The organism is Streptomyces sp. NRRL B-1140, from assembly GCF_001280065.1.
Classification (GTDB): domain Bacteria; phylum Actinomycetota; class Actinomycetes; order Streptomycetales; family Streptomycetaceae; genus Streptomyces.
In genome coordinates this window covers 1-15,714 of sequence record NZ_LGEA01000117.1, presented here as the reverse complement: position 1 = coordinate 15,714, position 15,714 = coordinate 1, and the positions used below count along the sequence as shown (strand labels likewise).

The window sequence follows — 15,714 nt, the reverse complement described above, 5'->3', positions numbered from 1 at the left end:
CGGCCACCTGCGCGCCAGGGCCCCGCCACCCCGCGCCGGCCGCGGAACAACCGGTTCATGTCCCCGATTGAGGGATCGTTTCACCCGTACGGATTAAATGTGCTCAAGCCGGAGGAAGGGGCCACTCCCGGCCCCCTACGGTCGCCGAATGATGAGCAGTACTCCGGACATCTCGACCCGCTCGACCCGCACGGCCGGTGCACACCGGGCGCACCGGGAAGCGCGCGACCACGGGGCGGCGCGCACGCTGGCGCAGCGGCCGCCCGCGCGCTACGAGCCGTACCTGGACGGCCTGTTCACCTACTGCCTGTCGGTGCTGTGCGACCACGAGGCCGCGACCACCGCCCTGGGCGACGTCCTCGCACTCGCCGAACGCCGCGGCCGGCAGGCCCCCGGGGCACCCGGAGACCGCAGGGCCTGGCTGTACGCCCTGGCCCGCTGGGCGTGCCTGCGCAAGCTGGCCGAGGCCAAGCAGAAACGTCTGAGCAGTCATGCGGCGGGCCGCACCGACCGTCGGCGCGCCGACCGTCCCGCCGCCCCGGCCCCCTCCGAGGAGGTCCAGGAGCAGCGCCGTCGCGAACTGGCCCTGCTGGCCTGGCCGGAGGCCGCGGGCACCACCCCGGAGCAGCGCGAGGCGCTCGAACTGGCCGTGCGCCACCACCTCGCCGCCCACGAGGTCGCCGCCGTCCTCGGCATGGACCTGGCCGCCGCCCGCGATCTGCTCGCCTCCGCCGCGTGCGAGGTGGAACGCACGCGTGCCGCCCTCGCCGTGGTCGAGACCGGGGCGTGTCCGAGCGTCGCGCACCTCGTCGGCGACGACCGGCTCGTCCTCGGTACGGCCCTGCGCCGCGAACTCGTCCGGCACGTCGACGACTGCCCGCGCTGCCGCCGCACCGCCGAGCGCGCCATCCCCGGCCGCTGGCCCGGCACCAGCGTCACGCCCGCCGAACTGCCCGTCCTGCCGGCACCCCGCGCGGCCGTGCACGTCGCCATGGCCCACCACCCGCGCGCGCGGAACGCCGCTCCCCGCTTCGACCGGCGGGGATTCCCGATGGACCCCAAGGACCACGCCGCCCGTAGGGACCGCCTTCGCGCGCGTGCCATCACCACGACCGTCGTCGCCACCGTCGTGGCCGCCCCCGTGCTGGCCCTGTGGGCCGCCTACCGGGGCACCCCGGTCGGCGAGGGCCAGGACGGCCGCTCGGCCTCCGCGCTCGAGGCGGACGACCCGTTCGGCCTGGACGGTGAGATCGCGGGCGGCGGCTACGAGAACACGGGCAACGCGAGCACGCGCCCCGGTCCCCGCTTCGGCAAGGACGGCAAGGCCGACGTCTCCGTGGAGGTCCTCGGCGTGGCCGGCGCGGGACGGGAGAGCGCCCTGGAGATCACGGCCGACAACAGCGGCGACACCACCCTGATCACCCTGACCGCGAGCGGTCCGGCCCCGGTCCGCTGGTCCGCGTCCACGGGAGCCCCCTGGCTCTACCTCAGCCAGTCCTCGGGAACGCTCCGGCCCGGCGAGTCGCTGACGATCAAGGTGTACGTCGACCATCTGCGGGAGCCCGCCGGCGCCTGGCAGGCGCAGGTGGCGGTGGCACCGGGGGGCGCCGTCGTCCGCATCGAGGGCTACGGCACCGCGCCCACGCCCTCCGGCCCGGACCCCCGCCCCAGCGACCCGGGCGAGCCGGTGCCGACCCACCCCGATCCGACACCCACGACCTCCGCCCCGGACCCCGACCCGACGCCGACCACCCCGCCCCCGTCGACCGACCCGGACCCCACACCCACGCCGACGGACCCGGACCCGACCGATCCGGAGGGCTCGACGCCACCGCCCTCGGACAGCGGCGACCCGGACCCGGTCACGTCATAGCCGGCCCCTCGGGCCCGGAACCGGCCGGAGGCGCGGGACGCGGCCCCTCAGGCCCCAGGGCCCGCCGGAGGCGCGGGATCCGCGGGATGCGGAGCCAGCAGCGGCAACTGCGAGGCCAGCCGCTCCTCGCACAGCTCGACCAGCCGGTCGTAGCCGGCCTTGCCCATCAGCTCGATCAGCTCGGGCCGGTAGGAGACGTACACGGGATCGCCCGCGCCGTGCGCCGAGGTGGCCGACGTGCACCACCAGTGCAGGTCGTGGCCGCCCGGGCCCCAGCCGCGCCGGTCGTACTCCCCGATCGACACCTGCAGCACACGCGTGTCGTCGGGCCGGTCGATCCACTCGTACGTCCGGCGCACCGGCAGCTGCCAGCACACGTCCGGCTTGGTCTCCAGCGGCTCGCGGCCCTCCTTCAGGGCGAGGATGTGCAGCGAGCAGCCCATGCCGCCCTCGAAACCGGGCCGGTTCTGGAAGATGCACGAGCCCTGGAAGGGCCGTGTCTGCCGCTCGCCGTCCTCGTCCTCGGAGACCCAGCCGTTCCGGGTGCCCTCGGCGTGGTGCTGCCAGATGTCCGGCGTGAGCCTGGCCACATGCTCGGCGACGCGCTTCTCGTCGTCCTCGTCGGAGAAGTGGGCACCCAACGTGCAGCACCCGTCGTCCGCGCGGCCCGCCTGGATGCCCTGGCAGCCGCTGCCGAAGATGCAGTTCCAGCGAGAGGTCAGCCATGTCAGATCGCAGCGGAAGACCTGCTCGTCGTCCGCCGGATCAGGAAACTCCACCCATGCGCGAGCGAAGTCGAGGCCCTTCTCGTCGGAATCCACGACAGCCGGTGATTTGTCGCGCTTCGCCTTTTTCGTCTTTGGCACGAGTCCAGGGTACGGGCCCCGCCACGGGCCTTGTACCCCCGCCGAGGACGGCGGAGGGCCCGCAGGGCGCTAGCGTTCCGTACATGAGACTCGGTGTCCTCGACGTGGGATCGAACACGGTGCATCTGCTCGTGGTGGACGCGCACCCCGGCGCGTGCCCGTTGCCCGCGCACTCGCACAAGGCGGAACTGCGCCTCGCCCAGCTCCTCGACGACGACGGCGCGATCGGCCCGCACGGCGTCGACCGGCTGGTCTCGGTGATCAAGGAGGCGCTCCAGGCCGCCGAGGACAAGGGTGTCGAGGAGGTCCTCCCGTTCGCGACCTCCGCCGTACGGGAGGCGCGCAACGCCGACGACGTCCTCGAGCGCGTGCGCACCGAGACCGGCGTCGAGCTCCAGGTCCTCACCGGCTCCGAGGAGGCCCGGCTGACGTTCCTCGCCGCCCGCCGCTGGTTCGGCTGGTCGGCCGGGAAGCTGCTGGTCCTGGACATCGGCGGCGGCTCCCTGGAGGTCGCCTACGGCATCGACGAGGAGCCCGACGCGGCCGCCTCGCTGCCGCTGGGCGCCGGCCGCCTCACCGCCGGCTGGCTGCCCGGCGACCCGCCCGACCCGGAGGACGTCCGCGCCCTGCGCCGCCACGTCCGCACCGAGATCGCCCGCACGGTCGGCGAGTTCAGCCGCTTCGGCACCCCCGACCACGTCGTCGCCACCTCCAAGACCTTCAAGCAGCTGGCCCGCATCGCCGGGGCGGCCCGCTCCGCGGAGGGCCTGTACGTCCAGCGCGAGCTCAAGCGGGAGTCCCTGGAGGGCTGGGTCCCGCGACTGGCCGCCATGACCGAACGGGAGCGCGCGGAGCTGCCCGGCGTCTCGGAGGGCAGGGCCGGCCAGCTCCTGGCGGGCGCCCTGGTCGCCGAGGCCGCGCTGGACCTCTTCGGCGTGGAGCGCGTGGAGATATGCCCCTGGGCGCTGCGCGAAGGCGTGATCCTGCGTCGCCTGGATCACATGGAGTCCGAGTAGGACAGGTGTCAGGGGGGCCGAACGCTATGGCAAACACCACAACGGCCGGGAGGACCCCCACCCCACCCCGACCACACCCCGTAATCTGTCCTGCATGGCAGACCCAGCCGTGAAGATCCCGGACGCGAAGGTCGCCCTGTCGACGGCCTCGGTCTACCCGGAGTCGACGGCCACGGCCTTCGAGATCGCCGCGCGCCTCGGCTACGACGGGGTCGAGGTCATGGTCTGGACCGACCCGGTCAGCCAGGACATCGAGGCCCTGCGCCGGCTCAGCGACTACCACCAGATCCCCATCCTGGCCGTGCACGCCCCCTGCCTGCTCATCACGCAGCGCGTCTGGTCCACCGACCCGTGGACCAAGCTGCAGCGGGCCCGCGCGGCGGCCGAGAAGCTCGACGCGAGCACGGTCGTGGTCCACCCCCCGTTCCGCTGGCAGCGCCAGTACGCCCGGGACTTCGTCGCCGGCATCTGGCGCATGGCGAACGAGACGGACGTACGGTTCGCCGTCGAGAACATGTACCCCTGGCGCTACCGCGACCGCGAGATGCTCGCGTACGCCCCCGACTGGGACGTCACCAAGGACGACTACCGGCACTTCACGATCGACCTCAGCCACACCGCGACGGCCCGCTCCGACGCCCTCGACATGGTCGACCGCATGGGGGACCGCCTCGGCCACGTCCACCTCGCCGACGGACGGGGCTCGGCCAAGGACGAGCACCTGGTGCCCGGCCGCGGCACCCAGCCCTGCGCCGAGGTGCTGGAGCGCCTCGCCCTGACCGGCTTCGACGGGCACGTCGTCATCGAGGTCAACACCCGCCGCGCGATGTCGAGCGCCGAGCGCGAGGCCGATCTGGCGGAGGCCCTGGCCTTCACCCGCCTGCACCTGGCCTCGGCGGTGAAGGTGCCACGGCGATGACCGGCCGGCCCCCGGCCGACAGCGCGCCCGGCACCACCGCCCGCCGCCGCGGCCGCCCCCCGCGCACGGAGTCGGCGGACACCCGCGACCGCATCCTGACCGCCGCCCGCGACGAGTTCTCCGAGCGCGGCTACGAGAAGACGTCCGTGCGCGGCATCGCCAAGTCCGCCGGGGTCGACTCGGCGCTCGTGCACCACTACTTCGGGACCAAGGAGCAGGTCTTCGAGGCGGCGATCACCCAGTCCTTCGGACCGGCCCTGCAAGCGCCGAAGGCCGTCGAGGAGGGCCCGCTCGACGGGGTGGGGGAGCGTCTGGCCCGCTTCTTCTTCGGCGTCTGGGAGAACCCGGCGACCCGCGCGCCGCTGCTCGCCATCGTCCGCTCCGCCCTCACCAACGACACCGCGGCCGCCGTCTTCCGGCGGATCATCGCCACCCAGGTGCTGCGCCGCATCGCCGTGCGGCTGGACCTGCCGGACGCCGAGCTGCGGGCCGAGCTCGCCGCCGCCCAGCTCGTGGGCACCGCGATCCTGCGGTACGTGCTGAGGATCGAGCCGCTGGCCTCGGCGGACCCGGAGCAGGTCATCGCACGGCTGGCCCCCGTCGTACAAGGACATCTGACCGATCCGTAACGCCTGCGTGCCGCCACGGGTGCCGTCGTCCGAGACAGGCGTCCCGCATTCCGGACACCTCGTCCCGCCCACTGGATGACGGGCGTACGCTCGGTAGCAGTCAGAAATCTCCGAACTCTCTGACGCCGTCTCTGAAGGAGCGAGCGACGATGCCCGAGCTGAGGTCCCGCACAGTCACCCACGGCCGCAACATGGCGGGCGCCCGCGCCCTTATGCGCGCCTCCGGTGTACCGGGCGGCGACATCGGCCGCAAGCCGATCATCGCGGTCGCCAACAGCTTCACCGAGTTCGTGCCGGGGCACACGCACCTCGCGCCGGTCGGCCGGATCGTCAGCGAGGCGGTCGTCGCCGCCGGCGGCATCCCCCGCGAGTTCAACACCATCGCCGTCGACGACGGCATCGCCATGGGCCACGGCGGCATGCTCTACTCCCTGCCCTCCCGCGACCTGATCGCGGACAGCGTGGAGTACATGGTCGAGGCGCACTGCGCCGACGCCCTGATCTGCATCTCCAACTGCGACAAGATCACCCCGGGCATGCTCAACGCCGCCCTGCGGCTGAACGTCCCGACGGTCTTCGTCTCCGGCGGCCCCATGGAGTCCGGCCGGGCCACCCTGGTCGACGGCACGGTCCGCACCCTCGACCTGGTCGACGCGATCTCCGACGCCGTGAACGACAAGATCTCGGACGAGGACATCCTCCGCATCGAGGAGAACGCCTGCCCGACCTGCGGCTCCTGTTCCGGCATGTTCACCGCCAACTCGATGAACTGCCTGACCGAGGCCATCGGCCTGTCCCTGCCGGGCAACGGCTCGGTCCTCGCCACCCACACGGCCCGCAAGCAGTTGTACGTCGACGCGGCCAACACGGTCATGGACATCACCCGCCGCTACTACGAGCAGGACGACGAGACGGTCCTGCCCCGCAGCGTGGCGTCCTTCGCGGCCTTCGAGAACGCCATGGCCCTCGACATCGCCATGGGCGGCTCCACCAACACGATCCTGCACCTGCTGGCCGCCGCCCAGGAGGCCGGTGTCCCCTTCGGCCTCGACGAGATCAACGAGGTCTCGCGCCGCGTGCCGTGCCTGGCCAAGGTCGCCCCGAACGTGGCCAAGGACCGCACGTACTACATGGAGGACGTGCACCGCGCCGGCGGCATCCCCGCCCTGCTCGGCGAGCTGCACCGCGCGGGCCTGCTCAACGAGGACGTCCACTCCGTCCACGGCCCCTCCCTCGCCGACTGGCTGAAGACCTGGGACGTGCGCGGCGGCTCCCCCTCCGCCAAGGCGGTCGAGCTGTGGCACGCGGCCCCCGGCTGCGTCCGCTCCGCCGAGGCCTTCTCCCAGTCCGAGCGCTGGGAGGCCCTGGACGAGGACGCCGAGGGCGGCTGCATCCGCTCCGCCGAGCACGCCTACTCCAAGGACGGCGGCCTCGCGGTCCTCAAGGGGAACCTGGCGGTCGACGGCTGTGTCGTGAAGACGGCCGGCGTCGACGAGTCCATCTGGACCTTCGAGGGCCCGGCGGTCGTCTGCGAGTCGCAGGAGGAGGCCGTCCAGAAGATCCTCACCCAGCAGGTCAAGGACGGCGACGTGGTCGTCATCCGCTACGAGGGCCCCAAGGGCGGTCCCGGCATGCAGGAGATGCTCTACCCGACCTCGTACCTCAAGGGCCGCGGCCTCGGGAAGACCTGCGCGCTGGTCACGGACGGCCGCTTCTCCGGCGGCACCTCCGGCCTCTCCATCGGCCACGCCTCGCCCGAGGCGGCCGCGGGCGGCACCATCGCCCTGGTCGAGGACGGCGACCGCATCCGCATCGACATCCCGAACCGCGCCATCGAGCTGCTGGTGGACGACGCCGAACTGGCCCGCCGTGAGCAGGCGCTGAACGGCGTGTACGCCCCCAAGAACCGCGAGCGCAAGGTCTCCGCCGCCCTGCGCGCCTACGCGGCGATGGCGACCAGCGCCGACAAGGGCGCCGTGCGGGATGTGTCGAAGCTGGGCTGAGCCCGCACCACACGCCGAGGGCCGCCTCCCCCGACCGGGGGGGCGGCCCTCGCCGTGCGCGCTCACCAGGCCGCCGGATCCCGCCCGTTGACGGCGAACACGGTTCCGTCCGGCGCGCTGCCGTAGACCCGGTCGCCCACCACCACCGGCTCGGGGAGGGAGGCCGGCACCCGGTCGGACCGCTCGCTCAGCCGGACCGGCGTCTGCCCGACGAGCCTGCCCCGCCGGGCGTCGACGGCGAGCATCCGCCCGTCGGGCGCGCTCACGTACACATGCCGGCCGTCCGCCGCCGGCCTGGACGCCCGCACGACCCCCGTCTCCAGGGTCCACACCTGCTCACGCGCCCTGAGGTCCACGGCCGTCAACGCCCCGCCGCTCGCCATGAGATGGACGACCTCCCCGCGCACGCTGCCCTGTGCCTGCGCCAGGGGCACACGCAACGGCACCCGCACGGTCGTGCGGCTGCGGGGGTCGTAGCGCACGACGGCCCGCGCCTCACCGCGTGCCGGGTCGACGGCCAGCGCCACGAGCGCCCCGTCCGCCGTGCCGACGGCCTCCAGGTCACCGTCCAGCATTGCCTGCCACCGCGCCGCACCCGTCCGCGGATCCACCGCCGTGACCCGCGTCCGGCTCCCGTCACCGGACACGCTCACCGCGTACGCCAGCCGGTCGCCGGGGAACGAGACGAAGTACGGCACGTCCTGCCCCGGCACCCGGTGGCTCCAGCGCACCCGTCCCGAGGCGGCCTCCACCCCGCTGACCGTGCCGTCGGATCCGGTGAGCAGCACCATGCCCCCCACGGCCCGCAGCCCGCCGTACGCCGGCAGCTCCCGCCGGGACACCCCGCCCGAGGCCAGGTCGACGACCGTGAGCTCCCGTCCCTGACCGAGTCCGCCCAGCACCCTGCCGTCCGCCACGACCGGGGCCCCGGCCGGCGGCCCGCTCGCTGCGGTGCCCTTCAGCGCCCGCCGCCACAGCAGCCGCCCGTCCACGGAGTCCCGCGCGAACACCAGCCCTTCCTGCGCGCACACCACGGCGTCCGCCGCGTACGAGCACTGCGGCGTGCTCCGGCCGTCGAGCGGCTCCGCCTCCCACCCGGAGAACGCGGCGGCCGTGGTCCGCGGCGAGGCGACCTCCCGCGCCGGATCCGCACCCCCGGGCAGACCCACCACCGCCAGCGCCCCGGCGACCGCCAGTCCCAGGGCCCCGGCCACCACGGCCCCCCGTTTCCGCAGCCGGCCGGACCCCTCACGCACCGGCGCCTCGGCAGCAGGCGCTTCGGCAGCCGGAGCCTCGGGGGCGGGCGCCTCGGGGGCGGGCTCCGCCGGCTCCTCCCCGGCCCGCTCCGGGGGTACGAAGACCTGCGTGTCGTACGACGCCGACACCGACCGCAGCTCCCGCATCAACTCGTCGGGGGAGGGCCGGTCCCCGGGCTCCTTGGCCAGGCACCGCAGCACGAGCGGAGCCAGCTCCTCGGGCACGCCGGTCAGCTCCGGCTCGTCGTGCACGACCTGGTAGGCGACCACGTACGGACTGTCCGAGTCGAACGGCCCCCGCCCGGTCGCCGCGTGGACCATCACCGAGCCCAGCGCGAACACGTCGGCCGCGGGCCCGACCTCCCTCGGCCGACTGAACTGCTCGGGCGCCATGAACGGCGGTGTCCCGATGAGCTTCCCGGTCTCGGTGCGCAACTCGCTGTCCTTCGGCCGGGAGATGCCGAAGTCGATGACCTTCGGCCCGTCCTCGGCGAGCAGCACGTTGCCCGGCTTCAGATCCCGGTGCACGACCCCGACCCGGTGGATGTCCCGCAGCGCCTCCGCGAGCCCGGCCATCAGCCGCCGCAACCGGGCAGGGGCCAAGGGCCCGTTCCGCTTCACCTCCTGGGCGAGCGTGGGACCCGGGATGTACAAGGTGGCCATCCAGGGCCGCCCCGCCTCGGGGTCGGCGTCCACGACCGGCGCGGTGAAGGCCCCGCTGACCCGCCGGGCGGCCCCCACCTCCTGCCGGAAACGCCCCCGGAACTCGGGGTCCTTGGCGAACTCCGCGTGCACGACCTTGACCGCGAGCGTCATCCCGGAGGTGCTGCGCGCCAGGTGCACGACCCCCATCCCCCCGGAGCCCAGGCAGGACTCCAGGCGGTAGTGCCCGGCGTATTCGGGAAGTTCCGCTTCCGCGCCCGCTCCGGCGTTCCGCTGTGGCGCCATGGAACCACCCCCGTGCTGTTCGTCCGCGCGCGCGACGCACGGAGCCTAGTCGAAGACTCGTGCGGGACAGAGGCGGCTTGCTAGCCTCCCGGCACGAGTCGCGCACACGTGCCGCATGCCGTGATGCGCGGGAATCAACGGGACCCCACGCCAGCCGTGGGGCTCAACGGGGGAGAACTTCATGTCCGTCGACCACACCGAGGAACTCGAACGCAGAGGCGAGGGAGAAGCCGTCACCATGGCGGCGACGGCCCTGCGCTCGTACTCCGTCGCTCCGGGTGTCCGCCTGAACGTCCGCAGCGGCCCCGGTACCGGCTACGCCCTCGTCCGCGTCCTGCCCGAAGGAGCCAGGGTCACGATCATCTGCCAGAGGCCCGGCACCACCGTGGCGGGCCCGTACGGCAGCTCGAACATCTGGGACAACATCGGCGACGGCGAGTACGTCTCGGACGCCTACGTGAACACCGGCAGCGACGGTTACGTCCGTCCGCGCTGCGGATAGCCCGCACAGAGCCCGCGGCCGGGCGAGGGTGATAATCGACCCGTGAGTGCAGAAGACAGCACCCCTGCCGCCGCGGGCTCCACGGCCGAGGCCTCCGGCCCCCGGCCCGAGCCCCTGCGCTTCTTCGGCACGACCTGGCTGCACCACGACCGCGGCTACACAGCCCGCCGTATCGCCGTGGCCGTCGGCTCCCTGGCCACCGCCGGTGCCTCCTGCCTCGTCCTCCGCCTCGCCTACCAGGGTCTCCGGATCGCCGCGATCGGCGGCTTCGTCACGGTCCTCATGGTCGCGATGTTCGCCCTCTGCAGCGCGATGGCCTTCCGCCACACCCGGGCCGGCTTCACCAGCCGCCCCGACCCCGAGCGCCAGGCGTCCCTGCGCGGCCTTCTGGCCGTCGGCTTCGTCGGTTCCCTCCTCGCCTACTTCCTCCGCTCCCTCACCGAGGCACCCGGCGAGACGCTGCACCGCGAGGAGTACGAGGAGGCCCGCAAGCAGTACGAGAAGCGCACGTCGCGCCGCTCGGGCAACCCGAAGAACCGCCGCCGGGTCCAGTAACGCTTCGTTGCGTCGAGTGATCCCGGCGGTTCGTGGGCCGCCCCGGCTCCTCCGGGCCACCCCCGCCCAACTCCCGCCGCTCTCACCGAAATCTCACCCCTCACCACCCCGTCCCGCGGCCACCATGGCCGTATGACCACACCTCCCTCCGCCCACCACCCCACCGGAGCCCGCCCCGCCCCCGAACCCCCTGACGAACACCCCACCTCCGAGCCCGCCCGCTCCGCCCGGGCGCACTCCTTCAACGCCGCCGCGGCCCAGTACGCGGCCAACCGCCCCTCCTACCCCCCCGGCCCTCTTCGACGCGATAGAAGACCTGACCGGACGCCCCCTCACCGGCACCCGCGTCGCGGACGTCGGCGCCGGGACCGGCATCGCCACGGCCCTCCTGCACGCGAGGGGCGCGCACGTCATCGCCGTGGAACCCGGTGACGGCATGGCGGCCCAGTTCCGCCGCACCCTCCCGGGCATCCCGATCGTCCGCGGCACCGGCGACGACCTCCCCCTCACCGACGACTCCGTCGACCTCCTCACCTACGCGCAGGCCTGGCACTGGACCGACCCCACCCGAGCCGTCCCCGAAGCCCTGCGCGTCCTGCGCCCCGGCGGCGCCCTCGCCCTGTGGTGGAACACCGACGCCCTGGACGTCCCCTGGATCGCCGAGGCCGCCACCCGCACCGAGCGCCACTTCCGCATCGACGTCTCCGCGGAGAAGCGCAACGTCAACGCCCGCGCCGCCGACCCCACCGGCCTCCTCGACTTCACCCGCCGAACGGTCCGCTGGAGCCGCCGCGTCCCGGTCGACACCCACCTCGCCAACATCGGCAGCCATTCGGTCTTCCTCACGCACGACCCGGAACGCACCGCAGCCTTCCTGGCCGCGGAACGCGAGCACCTCCTCCGCACCTTCCCGGACGGACTCGTGGAGGAGGTCTACGAGGTGGTCCTCCTCCTGGCCGAGACCCCGGCCGCTTGACGCACCCAACCCCCGGGAGCATTATTCATCGCATGATGAATAATGCTCCCGGGAGCTCACCACGCCCGGGCCCCGCCCCCGACCGTCCGCCGACACCGCACACCCCAGCCGTCCACGCCGAGCACCTCAGCGTCACCCGCGGCACCCGCACCGTCCTGCGCAACCTCGGCTTCACCGTTCCCCGAGGCCAGATCACCGGTCTCCTCGGCCCCTCCGGCTGCGGCAAGTCGACCCTCATGCGCGCCCTCGTCGGCACCCAGGCCAAGGTCACCGGCACCCTCGACGTCCTCGGCCACCCCGCCGGCCACCCCACCCTGCGCACCCGCATCGGCTACGTCACCCAGGCCCCGTCCGTCTACGACGACCTGACCGTCCGCCAGAACCTGGACTACTTCGCCGCGATCCTGAACCCCGGCCGGGCAGCCGCCGACCGCCGTGCCGAGGACGTCACCCGGGCCATAGCCGACGTCGACCTCACCACCCACGCCGACTCCCTCGCCGGCAACCTCTCCGGCGGCCAGCGCAACCGCGTCTCCCTCGCCGTCGCCCTCCTCGGCACGCCCGACCTGCTCGTCCTCGACGAACCGACCGTCGGCCTCGACCCGGTCCTGCGCCGCGACCTCTGGAACCTCTTCGACGACATCGCGACCGCCCGCGGCGCCACTCTCCTGGTCTCCTCCCACGTCATGGACGAGGCCGAACGCTGCCACCGCCTCCTCCTCATGCGCGACGGCGAACTCCTGGCCGACGACACCCCCGACGCCCTGCGCGCCCGCACCGGCACCGACACGGTCGAGGAGGCCTTCCTCCACCTGGTCGACGAGGCGAAGGCAGCACCCCGCACGAAGGAGACGACCCGATGACCACCACCCCGCCCAGGACGACCACCCCACCCAGGGCCCTGAACGCCTCCCGCACCACCGCCACCGCGGCCAGGGTCCTGCGCCAGCTCACCCACGACCCCCGCACCATCGCGCTGCTGGTCCTCATCCCCTGCGTGATGCTGCTCCTGCTGCGCTACGTCTTCGACGGCAGCCCCCGCACCTTCGACGGCATCGGCGCGTCCCTCCTCGGCATCTTCCCGCTCATCACGATGTTCCTGGTGACGTCCATCGCCACCCTGCGCGAACGCACCTCAGGCACCCTCGAACGCCTCCTCGCCATGCCCCTCGGCAAGGGCGACCTCATCGCCGGCTACGCCCTCGCCTTCGGCACCCTCGCGATCATCCAGTCCGCCCTGGCCACCGGCCTCGCCGTCTGGTTCCTCGGCCTCGACGTCACCGGCAGCCCCTGGCTCCTCCTCCTGGTGGCCCTCCTCGACGCCCTCCTCGGCACGGCCCTCGGCCTCTTCGTCTCGGCCTTCGCGGCCTCGGAATTCCAGGCGGTCCAGTTCATGCCGGCGGTGATCTTCCCCCAGCTCCTCCTGTGCGGGCTGTTCACCCCACGCGACAACATGCACCCGGCCCTGGAGGCCCTCTCCGACGTCCTGCCCATGTCCTACGCCGTCGACGGCATGAACGAGGTCCTGCACCACAGCGACATGACCGCCACCTTCGTCCGGGACACCCTGATCGTCGCCGGCTGCGCCCTCCTGGTCCTGACCCTGGGCGCCGCGACCCTGAGGCGCCGGACGGCGTAGCCGGCCCGGCGCGACATCCCGCCCAGCGGACACCCGAGCCGTCCCCCACTCCCCGGTGCGAGGATGGACCCCGGACGACGCACCCTTCGGAGGCACCCCGCGCCATGACCCAGAAAGTCGCAGTCCTCGGCACCGGCAAGATCGGCGAAGCCCTGCTCAGCGGAATGATCCGCGCCGGCTGGACCCCGTCCGACCTCCTGGTCACCGCCCGCCGCCAGGAACGAGCCGAGGAACTCCGCAGCCGCTACGGCGTCACCCCGGTCACCAACCCCGAGGCCGCCAAGACCGCCGACACCCTGATCCTCACGGTCAAGCCGCAGGACATGGGCACCCTCCTCGACGAGCTCGCCCCCCACGTCCCCGCCGACCGCCTGGTCATCAGCGGCGCCGCCGGCATCCCCACGGCCTACTTCGAGGAGCGCCTCGCTCCCGACACCCCGGTCGTCCGCGTCATGACGAACACCCCCGCCCTCGTCGACGAGGCGATGTCCGTCATCTCCGCGGGCACCCACGCCACCGCCGACCACCTCGCCCACACCGAGGAGATCTTCGGCGCCGTCGGCAAGACGCTCCGCGTCCCCGAGTCCCAGCAGGACGCCTGCACCGCCCTCTCCGGCTCCGGCCCGGCCTACTTCTTCTACCTGGTCGAAGCCATGACCGACGCCGGCATCCTCCTCGGCCTGCCCCGCGACAAGGCCCACGACCTCATCGTCCAGTCCGCCATCGGCGCCGCGACGATGCTCCGCGACAGCGGCGAACACCCGGTCAAGCTCCGCGAGAACGTCACGTCCCCCGCCGGCACGACGATCAACGCCATCCGCGAACTGGAGAACCACGGCGTACGGGCCGCCCTCATCGCCGCCCTCGAAGCCGCCCGCGACCGCAGCCGCGCCCTGGCCTCCGGCAACAACAGCTGACCACCCGGGGGCGGGCCCACCACCCGCCCCCGCACCGGCGTCACCTCAGACCGTCACCACGGCCCCGGCCGCCTCCGGCACGGCCGGCAGCAGCCCGATCGCCCGATACGCGGCATCCACCGTCGGCCGGGCCATCCCCCGAGCCCGCTCGGCCCCCTCCCGCAGCACCCCTTCCACATACGCGGGATCCGCGCACAACTCCTTGTGCCTCTCCCGAAGGGGCCGGAGCACCTCGACCACGGCCTCGGCGGTGTCCCTCTTCAGATCCCCGTACGACGTGTACGCCCCGGCCAGCTCCTCAGGAGCCCCACCGGTGCACGCGGCGAGGATCTCCAGCAGATTCGCGAGCCCCGGCCGGTCCTCCCGGTCGTAGACGACCTCCCGCCCGCTGTCGGTCACCGCCCGCATGACCTTCTTGCGCACCACGTCCGGCTCGTCCAGCAGATAGACGATCCCCGGCCCGACGTCGTCGCTCTTGCCCATCTTCGACGCCGGCTCCTGCAGGTTCATCACCCGCGCCGCCACCTCCGGCCGCGTGGCCCGCGGCACCACGAACGTGTGCCCGTACCGCTGGTTGAACCGCACGGCGATGTCCCGTGCGAGCTCCACGTGCTGCCGCTGATCGTCCCCGACCGGTACCGCGTCGGCCCCGTACGCCAGGATGTCCGCCGCCATCAGCACGGGATACGTCAGCAGCGACAGCCGCACGCTCCCGCCCCGCCGCTGCTCCCGCGCGGCCTTCTCCTTGTACTGGATCATCCGCCGCATCTCACCGTCGGTGGCCACGCACTCCAGCACGTACGACAGCCGGGCGTGCTCGTCCACATGGCTCTGCACGAACACCGTGCACAGTCGCGGATCCAGACCGGCCGCCAGCAGCAGCGTCGCCGACTGCCGGCTCAGCCTCAGCACCCGCGCGGGATCGTGGTCCACGGTCAGTGCGTGCAGATCGACGACACAGAACAACGCCTCCGCCTCGTGCTGGTCCACGGCGGCCCACCGCCGCATGGCCCCCAGATAGTTCCCCAGCGTCAGATGTCCCGTCGGCTTGACCCCGCTGAAGACCCGCGTCATCTCTCCTCCACCTCCCGGTCGGGACCGCCGCCCCGGGCGGCCGCCCCTCCGTGGTTCCGGGAGGGAGAAACGAAAACGGCCGCCGAAGCGGCGGCCGTTGAGTGCGTACGTGAGCGCGGCCGCCGTCAGGCGGCCCACCACAGCCGGGTGCACGTACGCGTCGTCATGAAGCCCAGGCTACGCCCCGGGAGTGCCGCCCGCCCCTGAGTTGACACGCCCTACCCCCATCCGTAGTGTTCTCCGAGTTGCCCGACGTGAGCGCCGACTCCGGTCGGTCCCCGGGCGGCCACTCCGCAAGTACCCACCATTCAACGCCGCGCAGTACGTCTGCCGTCGCTGCATTGGCATGTGTATTTACGGAATGAGGAATCCCCGTTCGAAAGGACGCGGCCCCCGATTCGCTCGGGAGCCGGGGAATCCGCTAAAGTCTCACTCGTCGGAACGGCCCAACAGCCGCAAAGACAAACCCCGCTGACCGGGGATCAGGCCCGAAAGGATCTGATAGAGTCGGAACCGCCGGAAAGGGAAACGCGAAAGCGGG

13 protein-coding genes and 1 pseudogene are annotated in these 15,714 nt (G+C 72.9%); 11 read left to right on the top strand and 3 right to left on the bottom strand.

What is annotated here, in order from left to right:
• Positions 1-148 precede the first annotated feature (148 nt).
• A complete protein-coding gene (locus ADK65_RS28735) occupies positions 149-1,873 on the top strand; it encodes a BACON domain-containing protein (RefSeq protein WP_053673903.1) in 1,725 nt (574 codons plus the stop codon).
• Positions 1,874-1,920: 47 nt separating this feature from the next.
• On the opposite strand, the gene ADK65_RS28730 is transcribed toward ADK65_RS28735, so the two are convergent.
• On the bottom strand, positions 1,921-2,739 hold the full coding sequence (locus ADK65_RS28730; RefSeq protein ID WP_053673902.1) for a hypothetical protein: 819 nt from the start codon (positions 2,737-2,739) through the stop codon (positions 1,921-1,923).
• An 83-nt stretch (positions 2,740-2,822) separates the two neighbouring features.
• On the opposite strand from ADK65_RS28730, the gene ADK65_RS28725 reads away from it, so the two are divergent.
• The 4 genes from ADK65_RS28725 to ilvD all read left to right on the top strand — a co-directional run bounded on the left by ADK65_RS28725 (position 2,823) and on the right by ilvD (position 7,306).
• The gene (locus ADK65_RS28725) at positions 2,823-3,755 is read left to right on the top strand and encodes a Ppx/GppA phosphatase family protein (protein ID WP_053673901.1); all 933 of its coding nucleotides are present in this window, start codon (positions 2,823-2,825) and stop codon (positions 3,753-3,755) included.
• 94 nt (positions 3,756-3,849) lie between these two features.
• Entirely contained in the window at positions 3,850-4,674 is an 825-nt protein-coding gene (locus ADK65_RS28720; protein ID WP_053673900.1) for a sugar phosphate isomerase/epimerase family protein, read from the top strand.
• A complete protein-coding gene (locus tag ADK65_RS28715; RefSeq protein ID WP_053673899.1) occupies positions 4,671-5,303 on the top strand; it encodes a TetR/AcrR family transcriptional regulator in 633 nt (210 codons plus the stop codon). Before ADK65_RS28720 ends, ADK65_RS28715 begins: the two co-directional genes overlap by 4 nt.
• Positions 5,304-5,452: 149 nt before the next feature.
• Complete coding sequence (ilvD, locus tag ADK65_RS28710) at positions 5,453-7,306, top strand: dihydroxy-acid dehydratase (protein WP_053673898.1); 1,854 nt, start codon at positions 5,453-5,455, stop codon at positions 7,304-7,306.
• A 62-nt stretch (positions 7,307-7,368) separates the two neighbouring features.
• Here ilvD and ADK65_RS28705 read toward each other — a convergent pair whose 3' ends face one another.
• Positions 7,369-9,510: a protein kinase domain-containing protein gene (locus ADK65_RS28705; protein WP_053673897.1), complete on the bottom strand. Its 2,142-nt coding sequence runs from the start codon at positions 9,508-9,510 to the stop codon at positions 7,369-7,371.
• A 181-nt stretch (positions 9,511-9,691) separates the two neighbouring features.
• Between ADK65_RS28705 and ADK65_RS28700 the strand changes: the two genes are divergently transcribed.
• The 6 genes and pseudogenes from ADK65_RS28700 to proC all read left to right on the top strand — a co-directional run bounded on the left by ADK65_RS28700 (position 9,692) and on the right by proC (position 14,099).
• The gene (locus tag ADK65_RS28700) at positions 9,692-10,012 is read left to right on the top strand and encodes an SH3 domain-containing protein (RefSeq protein WP_053673896.1); all 321 of its coding nucleotides are present in this window, start codon (positions 9,692-9,694) and stop codon (positions 10,010-10,012) included.
• A 42-nt stretch (positions 10,013-10,054) separates the two neighbouring features.
• Entirely contained in the window at positions 10,055-10,567 is a 513-nt protein-coding gene (locus ADK65_RS28695) for a hypothetical protein (protein ID WP_053673895.1), read from the top strand.
• Positions 10,568-10,699: 132 nt separating this feature from the next.
• Positions 10,700-11,543: pseudogene (locus ADK65_RS28690) on the top strand (class I SAM-dependent methyltransferase).
• Between the two features lie 32 nt (positions 11,544-11,575).
• A complete protein-coding gene (locus ADK65_RS28685; RefSeq protein WP_053673894.1) occupies positions 11,576-12,406 on the top strand; it encodes an ABC transporter ATP-binding protein in 831 nt (276 codons plus the stop codon).
• Positions 12,403-13,182: an ABC transporter permease gene (locus ADK65_RS28680; RefSeq protein WP_053673893.1), complete on the top strand. Its 780-nt coding sequence runs from the start codon at positions 12,403-12,405 to the stop codon at positions 13,180-13,182. The genes ADK65_RS28685 and ADK65_RS28680 overlap by 4 nt, the downstream gene beginning before the upstream one ends.
• Positions 13,183-13,286: 104 nt before the next feature.
• Positions 13,287-14,099, top strand: coding sequence for a pyrroline-5-carboxylate reductase (proC, locus tag ADK65_RS28675; protein WP_053673892.1), 813 nt, complete (start codon positions 13,287-13,289; stop codon positions 14,097-14,099).
• Between the two features lie 45 nt (positions 14,100-14,144).
• Here the strand turns inward: proC and trpS are convergent, their stop codons facing one another.
• Entirely contained in the window at positions 14,145-15,173 is a 1,029-nt protein-coding gene (trpS, locus tag ADK65_RS28670) for a tryptophan--tRNA ligase (protein WP_053673891.1), read from the bottom strand.
• Positions 15,174-15,714 lie beyond the last annotated feature (541 nt).